The sequence below is a fragment of the Shewanella sp. VK101 genome, from assembly GCF_056497865.1.
The window spans coordinates 1,748,282-1,766,363 of sequence record NZ_CM151402.1 but is presented as its reverse complement, the minus strand read 5'-3'; the positions used below and the strand labels follow the sequence as shown (position 1 = coordinate 1,766,363).

16 protein-coding genes are annotated in these 18,082 nt (G+C 53.7%); 3 read left to right on the top strand and 13 right to left on the bottom strand.

What is annotated here, in order from left to right:
• Positions 1-94 precede the first annotated feature (94 nt).
• Positions 95-805 carry a dipeptidase PepE gene (gene pepE / locus ACSHSR_RS07950; RefSeq protein ID WP_025011004.1) on the top strand — a complete coding sequence of 237 codons (711 nt, stop codon included), beginning with the start codon at positions 95-97 and terminating at the stop codon, positions 803-805.
• A 46-nt stretch (positions 806-851) separates the two neighbouring features.
• Here the strand turns inward: pepE and bioD are convergent, their stop codons facing one another.
• From bioD to bioB, 4 genes are read right to left on the bottom strand one after another with little or no spacing between them, the layout of a single operon-like run.
• Entirely contained in the window at positions 852-1,541 is a 690-nt protein-coding gene (bioD, locus tag ACSHSR_RS07945; protein WP_117201041.1) for a dethiobiotin synthase, read from the bottom strand.
• 37 nt (positions 1,542-1,578) lie between these two features.
• Positions 1,579-2,370 carry a methyltransferase domain-containing protein gene (locus ACSHSR_RS07940; protein ID WP_243888329.1) on the bottom strand — a complete coding sequence of 264 codons (792 nt, stop codon included), beginning with the start codon at positions 2,368-2,370 and terminating at the stop codon, positions 1,579-1,581.
• The gene (locus tag ACSHSR_RS07935) at positions 2,367-3,512 is read right to left on the bottom strand and encodes an aminotransferase class I/II-fold pyridoxal phosphate-dependent enzyme (protein WP_479631394.1); all 1,146 of its coding nucleotides are present in this window, start codon (positions 3,510-3,512) and stop codon (positions 2,367-2,369) included. The genes ACSHSR_RS07940 and ACSHSR_RS07935 overlap by 4 nt, the downstream gene beginning before the upstream one ends.
• 1 nt (position 3,513) lies before the next feature.
• Positions 3,514-4,578, bottom strand: a complete 1,065-nt coding sequence (bioB, locus tag ACSHSR_RS07930; RefSeq protein ID WP_107110643.1) for a biotin synthase BioB — start codon at positions 4,576-4,578, stop codon at positions 3,514-3,516.
• A 174-nt stretch (positions 4,579-4,752) separates the two neighbouring features.
• On the opposite strand from bioB, the gene bioA reads away from it, so the two are divergent.
• Entirely contained in the window at positions 4,753-6,069 is a 1,317-nt protein-coding gene (bioA, locus tag ACSHSR_RS07925; protein ID WP_418068843.1) for an adenosylmethionine--8-amino-7-oxononanoate transaminase, read from the top strand.
• A gap of 111 nt (positions 6,070-6,180) precedes the next feature.
• Here the strand turns inward: bioA and ACSHSR_RS07920 are convergent, their stop codons facing one another.
• From ACSHSR_RS07920 to cobB, 3 genes are all read right to left on the bottom strand, one after another.
• On the bottom strand, positions 6,181-8,214 hold the full coding sequence (locus tag ACSHSR_RS07920; protein ID WP_071237549.1) for a multiheme c-type cytochrome: 2,034 nt from the start codon (positions 8,212-8,214) through the stop codon (positions 6,181-6,183).
• 357 nt (positions 8,215-8,571) lie between these two features.
• On the bottom strand, positions 8,572-8,997 hold the full coding sequence (locus ACSHSR_RS07915) for an AAA family ATPase (RefSeq protein WP_223828990.1): 426 nt from the start codon (positions 8,995-8,997) through the stop codon (positions 8,572-8,574).
• 131 nt (positions 8,998-9,128) lie between these two features.
• Entirely contained in the window at positions 9,129-9,863 is a 735-nt protein-coding gene (cobB, locus tag ACSHSR_RS07910; protein ID WP_025890087.1) for a Sir2 family NAD+-dependent deacetylase, read from the bottom strand.
• A gap of 261 nt (positions 9,864-10,124) precedes the next feature.
• Here cobB and fur point away from each other — a divergent pair, with 261 nt between their 5' ends.
• Positions 10,125-10,556 carry a ferric iron uptake transcriptional regulator gene (gene fur, locus ACSHSR_RS07905; protein ID WP_025011008.1) on the top strand — a complete coding sequence of 144 codons (432 nt, stop codon included), beginning with the start codon at positions 10,125-10,127 and terminating at the stop codon, positions 10,554-10,556.
• A 54-nt stretch (positions 10,557-10,610) separates the two neighbouring features.
• Here the strand turns inward: fur and ACSHSR_RS07900 are convergent, their stop codons facing one another.
• The 6 genes from ACSHSR_RS07900 to sucA all read right to left on the bottom strand — a co-directional run bounded on the left by ACSHSR_RS07900 (position 10,611) and on the right by sucA (position 18,077).
• Positions 10,611-10,892, bottom strand: coding sequence for a hypothetical protein (locus ACSHSR_RS07900; protein ID WP_025890086.1), 282 nt, complete (start codon positions 10,890-10,892; stop codon positions 10,611-10,613).
• 92 nt (positions 10,893-10,984) lie between these two features.
• Complete coding sequence (gene rnk, locus ACSHSR_RS07895) at positions 10,985-11,398, bottom strand: nucleoside diphosphate kinase regulator (protein WP_025011010.1); 414 nt, start codon at positions 11,396-11,398, stop codon at positions 10,985-10,987.
• A 513-nt stretch (positions 11,399-11,911) separates the two neighbouring features.
• Positions 11,912-12,784, bottom strand: a complete 873-nt coding sequence (sucD, locus tag ACSHSR_RS07890; RefSeq protein WP_025011011.1) for a succinate--CoA ligase subunit alpha — start codon at positions 12,782-12,784, stop codon at positions 11,912-11,914.
• Positions 12,784-13,950 carry an ADP-forming succinate--CoA ligase subunit beta gene (gene sucC / locus ACSHSR_RS07885; protein ID WP_025888715.1) on the bottom strand — a complete coding sequence of 389 codons (1,167 nt, stop codon included), beginning with the start codon at positions 13,948-13,950 and terminating at the stop codon, positions 12,784-12,786. The genes sucD and sucC overlap by 1 nt, the downstream gene beginning before the upstream one ends.
• A gap of 77 nt (positions 13,951-14,027) precedes the next feature.
• A complete protein-coding gene (odhB, locus tag ACSHSR_RS07880; RefSeq protein WP_028780473.1) occupies positions 14,028-15,224 on the bottom strand; it encodes a 2-oxoglutarate dehydrogenase complex dihydrolipoyllysine-residue succinyltransferase in 1,197 nt (398 codons plus the stop codon).
• 30 nt (positions 15,225-15,254) lie between these two features.
• Positions 15,255-18,077: a 2-oxoglutarate dehydrogenase E1 component gene (gene sucA, locus ACSHSR_RS07875; RefSeq protein WP_025011013.1), complete on the bottom strand. Its 2,823-nt coding sequence runs from the start codon at positions 18,075-18,077 to the stop codon at positions 15,255-15,257.
• Between the last annotated feature and the right edge of the window lie 5 nt (positions 18,078-18,082).

The following is an 18,082-nucleotide window of genomic DNA, read 5'->3' as shown; positions in this document are numbered from 1 at the left end:
TAAGGCGACCAAAAACACCGGCGGCGATTGTTGAGTGTAAAGGCTTTTTGTTACCATCAAGCAACGCAAATCAATCTGAAGGACAGCGACGATTATGACGATAAATACCCTGCTGCTCAGCAGCTCCCGCGCTGGCGACACCCCTTACCTGGAACATGCCCTGCCCTATATTGAGCCTATGACAGAAAAGGCCCGCAAGTGGATATTTATCCCTTATGCCGGTGTCAGCATGAGCTATGACAACTATCTGGAAGCCGTGGTTAATGGCCTGGCACCATTGAGGTTGGATATCTCCTCTATCCATCAACATGGCGATCCCAAGCAGGCTATTCGCGATGCTGACGGCATTCTGGTTGGTGGTGGCAATACCTTCCACCTATTGCATGAGTTGTACCGCTACGATCTGCTGCATCTGATCAAAGAGGAAGTCGCCGCCGGCAAACCCTATATTGGCTGGAGTGCAGGTTCAAATATTGCCGGCCTCAGCATACGTACCACCAATGATATGCCTATTATAGAGCCGCCATCATTCAGCGCCCTTGGCCTGCTGCCTCTGCAGATCAATCCGCATTACAGCAACTACAAGGCGCCGGGTCATAATGGTGAAACCCGGGCCCAGCGCTTGCTTGAGTTTACCTGTGTCGATCCCAAGACGCCGGTACTGGCCATCCAGGAAGGCAGCGCCCTGTTGCTGCAGGACAATAAACTGAGTCTTTTGGGAGATAAGGAAGCTTATCTGTTCAGCGGTGTAGAGCAGGAGATCCCCGTGCCTGTAGGCAGTGATCTTTCCAATCTATTGAGCTAAAAAACACTTGGCCCTACGTGGCCTTGCTTCTTTTTAACTCCAGGGCTCAACCGGGCACTTTGGCCAGCAAAGGGCTCAAATCCAAGTGCTGAGACATGGACTCGGCACTGGGATGAACCAGATGCGGCACCACTCCCAACAGCGGCGCCTGCATCAAGTCTTTAAGGCTGGCCAGGTTTTCATCGAAGCGACTCATATCAGCTTCGGCGCGATTGGCCACCCAACCGGCGATTTCAAGCCCATCGGCGCGGATCACTTCCTGGGTCAACACGGCATGATTAAGGCAGCCAAGCTTCATTCCCACCACCAGAATCACGGGCAGAGCCAGTCCCTGCACCGCTTCCGATAAGAAACGCCCCTCCCCCAAAGGCAAACGCCAACCACCGGCCCCTTCTATCAGGCAGAAATCGGCCATGGCATATTGGGTAAAATCCAGCGCTGCCAGTACCGCCTCGGGGCTGATATCCAGGCCGAGATCGGCGGCAGCAATATGAGGGGCAATCGCCGGCTCAAAACTGAAAGGATTCACCTTGTCGTACTGCAGTTTCAGAGTGGATTCATCCATCAAGGCCAGGGCGTCCGGGTTTCTCAGCCCGTAAGGGGTGTTGTGGCAACCCGAGGCCAGGGGTTTTACCCCCAAGGTTTTCAAGCCATGCTCGACTCGTGCCTTATGCAGCAGCGCGGCCCCGACCTGAGTCTTGCCACTGTCGGTATCTGTACCTGTTACAAAAAAAATCATCGCTGAACTACCCCTACAGCCAAAACATCAATGGTTATTTTCGGGCCTGAACCATTACTATCCTGTATGTCAGCGGCATTCCCTTGTCCGTTCTAAGGACTTCGGCCTGCCCGTTAAGTGTATGCCAAAAACCCTTTCCCTTGAGCCCGGCACCTGAGTTCTTGTCGGCGCCGACTGAAGCGCCGACCCCCTTGATGGAGTAAAGCAATTCCCTGAGATTGGCAAAATGGCACTGAAAGGTGCGGCTTTGCGTGTGCAAGCTCTGCCAGGGATGCTGCGCCAGCGCTTGCTCCAACTTATGTTCGGCTGCAAACACCTTGACTCGCAGCCCCAGCGTCTGTAATTCGGGCAAACTGCCCCGGGCCACTATAGCAAGGCGCGCCGAACCGCCCGGGCGCATGACCCGAAAAATCTCTGCCAAGGCGGCCGGAATATCGCCGCACCACTGCAGCGCCAGATTGGAATAAACCGCATCAAAACTGTCGTCGCCAAAGGGAAGCTGCTCGGCATTGCCACAAACAACCTGATAATCGGGGAAATTTCCCTTCAGCTGCTTGAGCATTCCGCTGGCGATATCCAGGGCGGTCACGCTTTGGGGCCAGAGCGTGGCAAAAGCCGTGCCCGGACCTGCACCTATATCCAGCAGTTTTCCTGAGTGTGGGCAATCGTCCCAGTCAAGCAAGGCTTCGGCCGTCAGACGCTGCACCCTATTGTGGCGCTCATAAGCGGTTGCCGCCTTGGAAAAGCGCCCGGCAACATCCCCGAGCGGCACGGATTGCACCAGGCCTGAGTGACTGGCCAGAGGCTCATGACTCATGTTGCTCATGCCATCAGCTCCGCCAATGCCGAGGCCAAGGCCAGTATATCCAGCTCCCTGTGCTCGGCGCTCAGGGTAATACGCAATCTGGCACTGCCTTTGGGGACTGTGGGGGGCCGAATCGCCCCCACCAGGAAGCCGCGTTCCAGAAGCCTTGCTGCCAGTGCCATACATCTGTCACTCTCACCCACCAACAGAGGTTGAATTGGCGACTCAGATGGCATCAAGGAGATCCCCGCCTCTTGGCAGCTGCGGCGAAACAAAGCGATATTGGCGTTGAGGCGCTCAAGCAAGGGCTCTTGCTGGATCAGCTCCAGGGCCTTGAGCACGCCCATACAGCAGGCGGGTGACAGCGCGGTGGAATAGATGTATTCACGGGCATTGGCCACCAGATAGTCTATCAATTCCTGCGAGCCCACAATCGCCGCGCCCTGACCACCGAGCGCCTTGCCAAAGGTCACCAAACGGGCAAATACAGGCAGGGATGATGACTCAAATAGGCCAAAGCCGTGGGCATCATCGAGAATAAGCGGGCTGCCGTGCGCTTGGCATAAGTGGCTCAATTTACCGAGCGGCGCCCTGTCGCCATCCATGCTGAACACGGTTTCAGTGAGCACTGCGCTGCCGGGATGCCGGGACAAAAGCGTTGTGGCGGCCGCTATATCGTTATGGGCAAAACGCCGTATTTTGGCCTTTGAGTCGCGCAGGCCATCTATCATGGAGGCGTGCACCAATTTGTCGGCAATCACTGTATCTTCGGTGCTAAACAGGGTTTTCATCAGTGCAGTGTTGGCGGCAAAACCACAGCTGAACAGTAACGCCGCTTCTGCGCCGAGTGCCCGGCACAGACCTTGTTCCAGCTTGAGATGCGCCTCGCTGTAACCCGAAACCAGAGGTGAAGCACCGCTGCCGCAGCCATAGATCTCTGCCCCCTTGGCAAGCGCAGAGATGACCTTGGGATGACGGGCCAGGCCCAGATAATCATTGGCGGCAAAATCCAGTAATGGTTTGCCACTATCTGTTGCATGGGCAACAGGATGCAATAGTCGCTCACGGCCGGACGCTGCTGCAAAGCAGCGTCTTTGCCTGAGCAAGCCGCCGCGCGCAAGCTCTTCACGGCGGCGGGCCATTTTGTCCAGCAATGAGGTCAAGTTACAGGGCTCCGGCGTCGTAAAACTGTCCCTGAGCCTTGTTATTGATAGCCTCTGCCTTGGCCGCGGCGCGGGCTATTTCGGCGCCCTCTTCCTCGACTGTGGCGGCCTTACCCTGCTCCGGGGTCAATCCCAGACGGCGGAACAGGCTCATATCGTCATTTTCTTCCGGGTTGGCGGTGGTCAACAGCTTGCACCCATAGAAAATCGAGTTGGCGCCGGCAAAGAAACACATGGCTTGCAGCTCATCTGTCATATTTTCACGCCCGGCCGACAAGCGTACCCGCGACAAAGGCATCATGATTCTGGCCACGGCTATGGTGCGCACAAACTCCAGTGGATCCAGGTCGTCCAGGCTGTCCAGCGGCGTACCGGCCACCTTGACCAACATATTGATAGGCACAGAGTCGGGATGTTGCTCCATATTGGCCAACTGCTGCAGCAAACCCGCCCTGTCGGTGGCCTGCTCGCCCATACCGACAATCCCGCCGGAGCACACCTTCATACCGGCGGCGCGCACATTGGCCAGGGTGTCCAACCGCTGCTGATAGGTGCGGGTGGTGATGATGTCACCATAGTATTCCGGCGAGGTATCCAGGTTATGGTTGTAGTAATCCAGCCCGGCTTCGGCCAGCTCGTTGGCCTGGTTTTCGCTGAGCATACCCAGAGTCATACAGGTTTCCATCCCCAGGGATTTAACCTCCTGCACCATCTGCTTGAGATAAGGCATATCGCGTTCATGCGGGTTACGCCAGGCGGCTCCCATGCAGAAACGGGTCGCACCGGCGGCCTTGGCACTTCTGGCCTCTGTCAGTACCTTTTCCATCTCCAGCAGACGCTCTTTTTCCAATCCTGTGTCGTAGCGGGCGCTCTGGGGGCAATATTTGCAGTCTTCCGGACAGGCACCCGTCTTGATTGACAACAGACGGCTGACCTGAACTTCATTGGGATTGAAATGGGTTCTGTGCACGCTGTGGGCACGAAACAACAAATCATTCATAGGCAGGGCAAAGAGGGCTTCAACCTCTTCACGGCGCCAGTCATGGCGCAGCTCTGTATTGGACATATTCTGTGTTACCTGAGTCTGATCTATTTGTTGCTGAAGCCGATTTTGCCGATTAATCCATCGGGATCCGGGTTCAGCTGGCTGCTTGAAGGCCTGAATTATTTTCGTTAGCATACCCGCGACGCCCTCACTGTCAACGCCAATCAGTTGCACAGGTTTACCTTTGGTTAATATATGAGCATAGATTATTGTTTTGACCGTCAGCATATCTGGCATCCCTACACTTCCATGAGCCACACCCTACCCGTTTATGGGGTTAAAGCCGCCGAGGGCGTACGCCTGACGCTGGAGGATGGTCGCGAGCTTATCGACGGCACCAGCTCCTGGTGGGCCTGCGTCCATGGTTACAGCCACCCGGCAATTCTCAGCGCCATGGAAGAGCAACTCAAACGCCTGAGCCATGTGATGTTCGGAGGGATCACCCATGAGAGCGCCATAGAACTGTGTCGCCAGCTCATCACTATCACCCCGGAGCCACTGACCAAGGTGTTTCTGGCTGACTCAGGTTCCATTGCGGTGGAGGTGGCGCTGAAAATGGCGCTGCAGTACTGGCAAGGGCAAAACAAGACAGAGAAAAACCGCATCATGACGGTCAAGCAAGGCTACCATGGCGACACGTTCGCCGCCATGAGCGTCTGCGACCCGGAGGGCGGCATGCACACCATGTTTGGTGACAATGTGGCCCGGCAACTGTTTGCCCCGGCGCCAAGTACACCCTTTGGTGAAACCGCTAAAGCAGATGACATCGCCGGACTCGAGGCCATGCTGGCCGAGCACGGCAAGCAAACCGCCGCGCTGATCCTCGAGCCCATAATGCAAGGTGCCGGTGGCATGTGGTTTTACAGCGCCGACTATCTCAAGGCGGCAAGAGCCCTGTGCGACAAGTACGATGTACTGCTGATCCTGGATGAAATCGCCACAGGTTTTGGCCGCACCGGTAAGCTGTTTGCCTGCGAACATGCAGACATAGCGCCGGACATCATGTGTGTCGGCAAGGCGCTCACCGGCGGCTATATCAGTCTGGCGGCGACGCTGTGCAGCGATAAAGTGGCGGCCGGCATAGACAGCTCCCCTGCCGGCGTATTTATGCATGGGCCGACCTTTATGGCCAATCCTCTGGCCTGTAGCGCCGCCCGCGCCAGCCTGGCACTGCTGGCAAGCGGTGAGTGGCAAGCTCAGGTCAAGGCCATTGAAACTCAGCTTAAACAGGAACTGGCACCGGCAGAGGTACTGCCGGGAGTCAAAGCGGTACGGGTACTTGGCGCCGTTGGGGTACTGGAGATGCACAGACAGGTCAATACCGCAGCGCTGCAGGCCGAATTTGTTGCCCGCGGCGTGTGGATCCGCCCCTTTGGCAAACTCATCTATATCATGCCGCCCTATGGTATCAGCGCAGAAGAGCTGAGCAGCCTGAGCCGGGCTATGCTGGAAGTAGCAGCGCTGACGAGCAAGCAAAATCAAGATGACAGCGCCTTCGTCAGTCACGGCTGAGCCCGCTACACCTCAACTCTACTCAGGACAGCAAAAAAAGCGGCTCAAATGAGCCGCTTTGTCTTGAGGTAAACCAAGCCTTGCAGGGAATGTTTACTCAATAGAACCCTTTTAGAACTTATGGTACTTATCGATACCAAAGGTTCTGCCGGTGTCATGGCAAGTCGCACAGGATTCGGCACTTGGCTGCTTGAACCACTCAACAGCCGGGATATCCACGCTGATATCACCGCCGTTTTGGCTCATATGCGCCTTGGCCGAATCACTGGTGTGGCAGGCATAACAGTTTGCGGTGACCGGGCTGGTCATCTTGCTGCCGGGCTCCAGAATATACTGGTTGGGCACAGCGGCCAGCGACAGGCCATCCTGGTGACAGGCTACACAACTGCTGGCCGGTGCAATCGCTGCGGCACCGTTGGCTTTTCCTGTCTGACTCCAGTTACCATCGGCATCCTGAGCCACTTCACCGACAGTTGCCCCCTTACCCCAGTGCCAGCTGTGGATCATGGGACCGAAGCCGGCACCATAATCGGCGCTGGTGCGGGCCATTCCGTTGCCGTGACAAGCGATACAACCCTTACCACCGTTATCGAACTCACCGTTCTTGTGGAAGGCAGTCACATCGTTATGGCAGGTGATACAGCTGCTGTCAGCCACCACCTGACGCCGATCAAAGCCGGAGATCTTGCTGCCATCGGCCGGACTGATCACATCTGAGTAAGCTGTGAAGGAGACCCCCATGGAGCCGTCATAACCATTGGCACGAATGCGATCACCTGTCTGACCACGTACCTTGCCATCATAGTACTGCCAACCTTCGCTGGAGAAAGTCACCCGCGCCGAGAACATATAACCGGCATTCTCATAACCTGCGGCTATGTTGGCCGCCGCATAACACACAGTGCGGGTACCATCGGCATTGTCCGTCTTGGTTTCTGAGTTACGGGCGCCCGGGCGGCCCACCAAGCCATGGTTGTCATAGGCATGCAAGTATGCGCCGGCATAGACTATCGGCTTGGCGGCAACATAACCTGCGGTGGCATAATCGGCATTATAGTTGTTGCCGATATTGACCAGATTACCCTCTTTATCCTTGACACTGATGGTAGAACACCAACCACCGGCACCATCGGATTCAGGGGTAGAAAGCGCCACTGTGTAACCAAGGCGCAGCGCTTGCAACTTGGTGATCCCGGCTTTCTGTTCATGCAGTTCACGGAAGTCCAGACCATTTGAAGGCACTATGTCTCCGGCCGGTGTCCCTTCTTTACCATGACAATCGATACAACCAGGGCCGGTAAAGTTACTGTTGATGGGCGCATCAGTATGGCAACTGCTGCAGTTGAGCACGCTGAAGTCCTTGCTGAACTCCCTGTGATTGATGTGACCTATCTTGGATAAGGTATTGGTGGCATAGCCACCGATGGAGAATCCTTCATCATTGGTCGCTGCGCGACTGACTGAGCCGTGACAGACCAAGCAACCTGCCACAAAATCCACTTCACCGTCCATGCCTTCAGCCACGTAGCTGGCGTGACGACGAGGACTGAGTGAATAATCCACGTGACAGGCATAACAGGCTTCTGTTGTGGTACTGAATTGACCTTCCGGCTTATTGACGACCAACGCCTTTGAACGGGCAATGGCATCATTACCGCCGACACGCAGCCAAACAATGCCTTCAGTGGAGGCATTAACACCTGCCATTGGGGCTTCAAAAATATAATGACCATCATCTACTTGAGTCAGCGTTGCACCTTCTGTTGCCTGAGTTACTGCACCACCGATATGAACATTGTCCTCAACCCCATTAATGGGATTTTCATCCCGGTTAAGAATAAAACCTTTAGCAGTCAAAGCAGCCACTTTTGCCTGAACATCTGTCAGTTCATTAATTAAGTCGCCATTTTCATCTGTTACTTCAAATTCGTAGCTAACCTTACCCTCGCCCAAAGTGTAATTAATCACTTTAACTTGGGTTTCGACCGATTGGGTCACTGGAGGATTCGTCCCCGGCTTCCCAGGTTCTCCGGGGGTTCCCGGTTCGCCTGGCGCTCCATCACGGCCATCTTCACCATCACTGCAACCGGCCAACAGTATCGCCATCACCATCAGCGCAACTCTTTTCTTTTTAAGTATGGTCATCTTTCTCTCCTGTCTGAGCAAAGGAATACCGCTTGCTCACTCTTTATTTTTAAGAGGAACAATCCGACTCCCGAAACTCAAACGAAAGTTATAATAATGATTAACGGATCTATTCTGACCCGAGCAGATAATATGACTAAAAATAAAACAAAAGAGTGAGCAAAGACACAAGATATGACTATGAAACATTTTAATACGATTAAAATTATTAAAATAAACTTAAAAATATTAATAGGTGAATTACTGGCTTTATTAAAGAAATATATCAACTCGGAATTTCTTTAATCATACTCATCTTATACCGATATATTGCAATTTATGAAATCAGATATTTTAATTTACTTGCAAAAGTTATTTTTAATTTCTTTGAAATTGACTGGCCATTCGTTGAATGGAGTTAAGACTTACGCCATGTTTGTTTCGCTTGGCACATTCACGCTGGTGAGTTTTGCTGCCCACATCACCAATCTGTTGAATATGCACCCGATAATTCAAGGCCTTTGCAGCCGCCTGATAGGCCGCAAACTCCCACAGTGCCATGTTGGTATTGTCGCAGATAACCACAGGCACGCCAGATGCCAACGCCTCGATGAAGCGGCTCAGGTTGAGCTGATGAAATTCCGGCAAACGGGCAATGTCGAAGCAGTAGCGGTTATTTTGGTAAAAGAAGCTGTCGGTTGAACACAGGCCTCTCTCAGTGACATTCTGGGCAATCCTCGCTGGTAGTTCCTGGATAAACTGCCGAACCCAGTAAGATTTGCCGCTGCCCGGCAGACCGCGCATGATGATCGCCAAGCGCCTGTTGCCATCAATAGCCCCGGGGTCAATAACCCCCTTAATCTCTTGGATATTACCCGCGCTTGAAATACCGACAGGCGGCTCAAGCAGGCTGGCACCTGTTTTGGGCTCAGGCATCAGTTCTGGCCGGTTTGATTGCAGATAGACTGACCGGCAAGGATACGCTCCACCAGTGCCGGTACCATCTCACTGGCCTTGCCTTGCAGGTGAATTTGAAACTGGCTGTGTCTGTCTGCCGGCATCAGATTGACCTCGACGGTAAGCGCACCATGATGATTGGCGCTGTCGACAAAACCGGCAGCGGGATAGACAGTGCCTGAAGTGCCAATGGCAATAAAGAGATCGCAGTGATCCAAAGCATCGTGAATTCTATCCATTCCCAGGGGCATTTCACCGAACCAAACCACATGAGGCCGCAAACGCTGCGCCGGAATACAGCAGGTGCAGGTATTCTCCGGCCCGAAGGGTTCGTGCAGGGTAAAGGTTTGCCGCGAGCGCGGACAACGCCCCTTGGAAAGTTCACCGTGCATATGCAGCAAGCGCCTGGAACCGGCTCTCTCGTGCAGATCGTCTATGTTTTGGGTGACAATAAGCAGTTCCCCCTCAAACTCCTGCTCAAGGCGAGAGAGCGCCGTATGGGCGGCGTTGGGTTCTATATTGCCCGCATGCAATTGTTGCCAGCGGCCATTGTAGAAGCGCTCGACCAATTCAGGGTCACGCTCATAGCCTTCAGGAGTCGCCACATCTTCAATATGATGCTCTTCCCACAGGCCATCTTGATCCCTGAAGGTACGTAATCCGGACTCGGCAGAGATCCCGGCGCCGGTTAAAACCACGATTCGACGATGCATCTAGTGTCCTTTTTGTTTTTCTGTCATCCTGCCAACGATAACCAAACACTGCAATTATGCCTTGGTATAACCATACAAAAAGTATGCTTAAATTGCTTGTTTTTATTCAAATTTATGCCGATTATAGTCAAGTTACCCCACAGAAGTACCAAAAGCCGGATCAGAGGTTTAAGTTTTAGAACAGTACACATATAATGGGGTCTATTATCCACGGACGAACCTATGTGTAATACCAAGGGTTCTGCAATCAAGAGATTAGCCATGACAGATGGAAATCAAGCGCTGAAGAAAGCGGGTTTGAAAATCACCCTGCCACGAGTCAAAATCCTGGAGCTGATGCAAGAACCGGAGAACCAGCATATCAGTGCCGAAGATTTATATAAGAAATTGCTGGATATCGGCGAAGAGATAGGTCTGGCTACCGTTTATCGGGTACTGAACCAGTTTGATGATGCCGGCATTGTCAGCCGTCACCACTTCGAAAGCGGCAAAGCCGTGTTTGAACTCTCCACCCAACATCATCATGATCACCTGGTATGCCTGAGCTGTGGCAAAGTGATCGAGTTTTCCGATGATCTTATCGAGCGTCGTCAGCATGAAATCGCCATGCGTCACAATATCAAGCTCACCAATCACAGCCTCTACCTCTATGGCGTCTGCACCAACGACAAGTGCGATCACGGCCAAGAGTGATAATTAAAAAAACCAGCGCCAAGCGCTGGTTTTTTATTGCCGGTAACCTTGGAGTTACCAGTTTAAAGCCAGAGGCTCGCCCTTCTTCCTTGGGCAGGCATGGCTGAAAAGTGTTGGATCCGCATAGCAAAGAAAACGGTTATTGGCGAAAAGCCTGAACAACCAATCCCCCTCTTCGGCAAACTGCGCCGGTGGGGTCAAATTCCCTACGTGCTTGGGCTCCAAACCGGCAAACTGCATCAGTTTGTCGGCGTCCTGTTCACTGATCAACTGTGGATCCGCCGGTAATTTACCGCTGCCGGCAGAAAAACCATTGTGGACAAAGTACTGCTTCATCTTTATCTCCATTCCCTGTCGTTGGTGCATTCTGAGTGACTTAGTTGTATATCACTCCCGTATCCGTTCAAGAGCCTTACCGGCTCCGGTGCTTAGCGGTGAAAATCACCTGAGCGCTCCGGTTGATAGATAATCTCTTCAATCCGCACTTTCACTGTGCCGCCACCCGGGCCCGGCCATTCAATTTCATCACCCTGGGCCAAGCCCAACAAGGCGCCGCCAACCGGGGCCAGAATTGAAATTTTACCGGCACTGCCATCGGCATCTTTTGGGTAAACCAGACGCAAGGTGAACTCTTCATTGGAGGAAGACATACGAAAACGAACTTCAGAGTTCATGGTCACCACATTGTCCGGCATCTCCTTGGATGGCCTGATTTCCGCCCGCTCCAGCTCAGCCTCAAGCGCTTGATGGCCGGGAAAGGCATTGGCCGGCAATGAATCCAGTAAACGCTCCAGGCGCTCCAGATCCACTTCAGAAATTACGATATTAGGTTGTGTACTCACAGCAATCCTCTACTTTTCAGAAAAGCCGCCTGAGCGGCCCCACATCGGGTCATCCCTTCCCCCATTGAGGGTTGACACCAATACCCAATCGCTGAAAATCGCCTGACAGGCGTTTCAGACTCATTCAGCTTGAATCAACTATCTCGAGGTCTTTCGCCCCCGAATTGCACTTCAGCGCCGCATCGGGCGAACCAATACGGCGCTGAAGTCTGTGTTAACACTGCATCAAACCCTCTGGGTTTATCCGGATACCCGCGTCAGTGGCTGCTCTGGCGCAACCCATTACCCGGCTCCTGATAACAACAAACCCACAACCCAGAGAAAGATGATTGATAACAATTTGAATTTTTTAATTTTTTAGCGCATTAATGCACCAAGACTCCCCGAAGGGATAGCCTAGCCCCAATCTAACCTTTTCCCAATCAAATATCCAGCCGGGGGCATCTGAGCTTCATCACAGCAGCCAATAAAAAAGGCGCCTTGCGGCGCCTTTTGTGAGCTTAACGACTGTGCTTACCAGCCGGTCTTCTCACGCAGCGCGCTGCCGATTTCGGCCAGCGAGCGTACGGTAGTCACGCCCGCGGCTTCCAGAGCGGCGAACTTGTCAGCGGCTGTCCCCTTACCACCGGCAATGATGGCGCCGGCATGGCCCATACGCTTACCTGCTGGTGCAGTCACACCGGCAATGTAAGAGACCACAGGCTTGGTGACGTTGGCCTTGATGTAAGCCGCCGCTTCTTCTTCGGCGGTACCGCCGATTTCACCTATCATCACTATGGCCTCTGTCTGAGGATCGTTCTGGAACATTTCCAGTACGTCGATGAAGTTGGTACCAGGGATTGGGTCACCACCAATGCCGACACAGGTAGACTGGCCGAAACCTTCGTCAGTAGTCTGCTTAACGGCTTCGTAAGTCAGAGTGCCGCTGCGGGAAACAATACCCACTTTACCTGGCTTGTGGATGTGACCTGGCATGATGCCTATTTTACATTCGCCGGGGGTGATAACACCCGGGCAGTTAGGGCCAATCATGCGCACGCCGGTTTCTTCCAGCTTCACTTTTACCTGCAGCATATCCAGAGTCGGGATACCTTCGGTGATACATACGATCAGCTCGATACCGCCATCTATGGCTTCCAGGATAGCGTCTTTACAGAAAGGCGCAGGTACGTAGATAACAGATGCAGTGGCGCCGGTGGCGGCAACAGCGTCTTTCACAGTGTTGAATACTGGCAAGCCCAAGTGAGTGGTGCCGCCTTTACCTGGAGACACACCGCCGACCATCTGAGTACCATAGGCAATCGCCTGCTCAGAATGGAAAGTACCCTGACCGCCGGTAAAACCCTGGCAGATAACCTTGGTATCTTTGTTGATTAAAACAGACATTATTTGCCCTCCGCAGCTTTAACTACTTGCTGAGCAGCGTCGGTCAGACTTGTCGCAGCAATGATATCCAAACCTGATTCGGCCAGTACTTTAGAGCCCAGCTCGGCATTGGTACCTTCCAGACGCACAACCACAGGCACTTTCACACCGACTTCTTTCACTGCACCGATAATACCTTCGGCGATCATGTCACAACGCACAATACCACCGAAGATGTTCACCAGAACGGCCTTCACATTGCTGTCAGACAGAATGATCTTGAAGGCTTCGGCAACACGTTCTTTGGTCGCGCCGCCACCAACGTCGAGGAAGTTGGCTGGCTTGCCACCGTGTAGGTTAACGATATCCATGGTACCCATGGCCAGACCGGCACCGTTTACCATGCAACCTACGTTACCGTCCAGAGCCACATAGTTCAGTTCAAACTTGGCGGCGTGGGCTTCACGTGGGTCATCTTGAGAAGGATCATGCATGTCTTTGATCTTTGGCTGACGGAACAGAGCGTTACCATCTACACCAATCTTGCCGTCCAAACAGTGCAGGTTGCCTTCGGTGGTGATCACCAGAGGGTTGATCTCCAGCAGGGCAAAGTCATGCTCCAGGAACATGGTCGCCAGACCCATAAAGATCTTGGTGAACTGCTTGATTTGAGTTGGGTTCAGACCCAGCTTGAAGCCAAGGTCACGCGCCTGGTAAGGCTGAGGACCTGTGATAGGGTCGATAATGGCTTTGTGGATCAGCTCAGGGGTCTCTTCGGCCACCTTTTCGATTTCCACACCACCTTCGGTAGAAGCCATAAACACGACGCGGCGAGTGCCACGGTCGACAACGGCACCCAGATAGAGTTCGTTGGCGATATCAGTGCAGCTTTCAACCAGGATCTTGGCAACCGGCTGACCTTTTTCATCAGTCTGATAAGTGACCAGATTCTTGCCCAGCCAATGTTCGGCAAAGGCTCTGATCTCTTCTTTGTCGCCAGTAACTTTAACGCCACCTGCCTTACCGCGGCCGCCAGCGTGCACCTGGCACTTGACTACCCACATGTTTCCGCCAATGCGACCGGCTGCTTCAACAGCTTCCTGAGCTGTGTCACAAGCATAGCCTTCTGACACTGGTAAACCATATTCGGCAAATAGGGCTTTTGCCTGATACTCATGCAAATTCATGATGATCTATCCGTATACTACGTTTTAAATCCAACCGGCCCCGAGGGGCCAGTCACGAGGTTATTGTCTGGCGGCGCTTATAAGTCCAGCAGCAGACGAGTTGGGTCTTCCAGCAGATCCTTAATGGTCACCAGGAAGCCAACTGACTCACGACCATCAATGATGCGATGGTCATATGAGAGAGCAAGGTACATCATGGGCAGGATTTCCACCTGACCATTGACTGCCATTGGGCGGTCCTTGATGGCATGCATGCCAAGGATTGCGCTCTGTGGCAGGTTAAGAATAGGCGTCGACATCAAGGAGCCAAACACTCCGCCGTTAGTCACAGTGAAGTTACCACCTGTCATATCTTCCACTGTCAGCTTGCCGTCACGCCCCTTGATAGCCAGTTCGCGAACCGCTTTCTCGATATCGGCCAGGCTCATGGTATCTGTGTCGCGCAGCACAGGCGTTACCAGGCCGCGAGGCGTGGAAACGGCGATGCTGACATCAAAGTAGTTGTGGTACAGGATGTCGCTGCCATCGATAGAAGCATTGACTTCTGGATAACGCTTCAGCGCTTCGGTTACGGCTTTCACATAGAAAGACATAAAGCCAAGACGGATGCCGTGTTTCTTCTCAAAGACTTCTTGATACTTCTTACGGATGTCCATGATAGGCTTCATGTTGACCTCGTTGAAGGTGGTCAACATGGCGGTGGAGTTCTTGGCTTCCAGCAGACGAGTGGCGATAGTCTTGCGAAGACGCGTCATAGGTACGCGCTTCTCGCTGCGATCGCCCGCCAGGGTCACAGGTGCTGTGGCAGCAGCTGCAGCTGGCTTGGCAGAGCTGGACTTAACGAAGGCTTCCACATCTTCTTTGGTGATACGGCCACCCACACCTGTGCCCTTGATTTTAGCGGCATCCAGATTGTGTTCGGCTATCAGGCGGCGTACTGATGGGCTCAGGGCATCGTTGCCTTCTGCCGCGGCTTCTTCAGCCTTTGGCGCAGCGGCTTCAGCCTGCTCTTTGCTCACTTCCTGGCCGGCAACCGCGCCGGCGACAAAGTTGGCGATAACCTGCTCTGCCAGGACGGTATCCCCTTCCTGGAACAGCAGTTCGCTGATCTGGCCATCTTCGGGTGCTACAACTTCCAACACCACTTTATCTGTTTCAATATCAACCAGGTTCTGATCACGGGAAACCGGCTCACCAGGCTTAACGTGCCAAGTGGCGATAGTCGCGTCGGCAACAGATTCGGGCAGTACAGGTACCTTGATTTCGATACTCATGGAAAGCTTTCCTTTTTGTATAAATTTCTATTACTTCAGTTTTAATGCGCTAGTGATCAGTGATTCCTGCTGATGCGTATGCAACTCAGGGTAGCCACAGGCCGGCGCTGCAGAGGCGTCACGGCCAGCGTAGCTGAGCTGGGCACCTTTGGGAATGGCTGCCCAGAAGTGATGCTGGCTGCAATACCAGGCACCTTGGTTCTGAGGCTCTTCCTGACACCAAACAAAGTCGGTCACATGCTGATAGTCTTTCAGTGCTGTTGCCATCTCTTCGTGTGGGAAGGGATACAACTGCTCGACCCGCACCAAAGCGACGTTATCGATATTCTCTTTGCGGCGACGTTCCAGCAGCTCGTAGTAAACCTTACCGCTACAGAACACCACGCGATCGACCTTGGCGGCATCCAATGTATCGATTTCACCGATAACGTTCTGGAATTGACCATTGGCCAGCTCATCCATGGAAGACACTGCCAGCGGGTGACGCAGCAGTGACTTGGGAGACATTACCACCAGCGGACGACGCATTGGACGCACCACCTGACGACGCAGCATGTGGTAGACCTGAGCCGGAGTCGAAGGCACACACACCTGCATATTGTGGTTGGCACACAGCTGCAGGAAGCGCTCCAGACGAGCACTGGAGTGCTCCGGACCCTGACCTTCATAGCCGTGAGGCAGTAACATGGTCAAACCGCACAGACGGCCCCACTTCTGCTCACCGGATGACAGGAACTGGTCAATAACCACCTGGGCACAGTTGGCAAAGTCACCGAACTGGGCTTCCCAGATAGTCAGGCCGCCTGGCTCAGCAGTGGCATAACCGTACTCGAACGCCAGCACTGAGGCTTCAGACAACACTGAGTCAGTGATGTCGATAGGGCCCTGCTCTTCGGCCACATGGCGCAGCGGCAGGTAAGTAGTGGCATCGTTCTGGTTGTGCAGCACGGCGTGGCGATGGAAGAAGGTACCACGACCCGAGTCCTGACCGGTGATCCTGACTCTTTGCTTGTCTTCGAGGATGCTGGCATAGGCCAGAGTCTCGGCAAAGCCCCAGTCCATCAGCTTCTCGCCTTTGGCCATAGCGACGCGGTCGTTATATATCTTGGCCACGCGGGAGTGCAGCTTATGGCTCTCCGGCACATAGCTTATCTTGTCGGCCAGATTCTGCAGACGTTCGCGGGTCATACCGGATTCAAAAGACTCATCCCACTCGCGGTTGAGATAAGGAGTCCAGTCCACAGTGTGCAGCGTCATTGGACGCCACTCTTTGACCACACAATCCCCTTGATCCAGCGCGTCACGATAGCTGTTGATCATGGCGGTGACATCGTCGGCCGCAATGCTGTTTTCGGCAATCAACTTGTCGGCGTAGATCTTACGTGGCGTTGGGTGCTTCTTGATCTTGGCGTACATCAGTGGCTGAGTCGCGCTTGGCTCATCGGCCTCGTTGTGACCATGGCGGCGGTAGCACACCAGGTCGATAACGACGTCACGCTTAAAGGTGTTGCGATAATCCACCGCCAGCTGAGATACGAAAGCCACAGCTTCTGGATCGTCAGAGTTGACGTGGAAAATCGGCGCCTGCACCATCTTGGCGATATCGGTACAGTATTCGGTTGAGCGCACATCCTGGTGGTTGGAGGTGGTAAAGCCCACCTGGTTGTTCACCACAATGCGGATAGAGCCGCCGACTTTAAAGCCACGGGTCTGAGACATATTGAATGTCTCCTGCACTATGCCCTGTCCGGCAATGGCCGAGTCACCATGGATGGTGATAGGCATGACCTGCAGGCCATCTTCGCTGCCGCGGCGATCCAGTCTGGCGCGTACCGAACCCATTACTACCGGGTTAACGATTTCCAGGTGTGAAGGGTTAAACGCCAAAGCCAGGTGGACATTGCCACCGGGCGTTTCAAAATCGGAAGAGAAGCCCTGATGGTACTTAACGTCCCCTGAACCCAGCGTCTCATGATGCTTGCCGGCAAACTCGTCAAAGAGTTCGGCAGGACGCTTGCCCAGAATGTTAACCAGAACGTTAAGACGGCCACGGTGAGCCATACCCACGACTATCTCTTTGGTACCCGCTTCACCGGCGCGATAGATAATTTCGCGCATCATAGGCACCAGCGAGTCGCCCCCTTCTAGGGAGAAGCGCTTGGCACCGGGGAATTTGGCACCCAAATATTTTTCCATGCCTTCGGCGGCATTCAATCCTTCAAGGATCCGGGTCTTGACGGCCTTATCATAGCTGCCCTTACCCAGTGAAGGTTCGAGACGTTGCTGGATCCAACGTTTCTCCTCGGTGTCGGTGATATGCATATATTCGGCGCCGATAGAGCCGCAGTAAGTCGCCTTGAGCGCCTTCACCAGCTCACCCAGTTTCAGGGTATCACCGCCATAAGCAAAAGAACCTGTGTTGAACTCCCGCTCCATATCCTCGCCGCTCAGGCCGTGGAAAGCCGGATCCAATTCAGCAACTGTGTCGCGCTTCCACAGCTCCAGTGGGTCCAGATTGGCATTCTGGTGGCCACGGAAACGGTAGGCGTTGATCAATTGCAGAACTTTTACCTGCTTGGCGTCCACATCAGGATCGGACACACGGCTGGTACCTTTGCTGCGGCCTTCCTGTGCAAGAGAACGAAAATAGTCACGGATCTTGGAGTGAGAAGCTTCGGGTACATCAGCAGAGGCACCGTTCACGGGAGGGAGTTGCTCAAACACCGCACGCCAGTCATCAGATACCGAGGTGGGGTCTTCTTGGTAGGCTTCATACATCTCTTCAACGTAGGTCGAGTTCGCCCCACTCAAGTGAGATGATTCGAGCCAGGCTTTCATGCTGCCTTGGTGCATTTCTT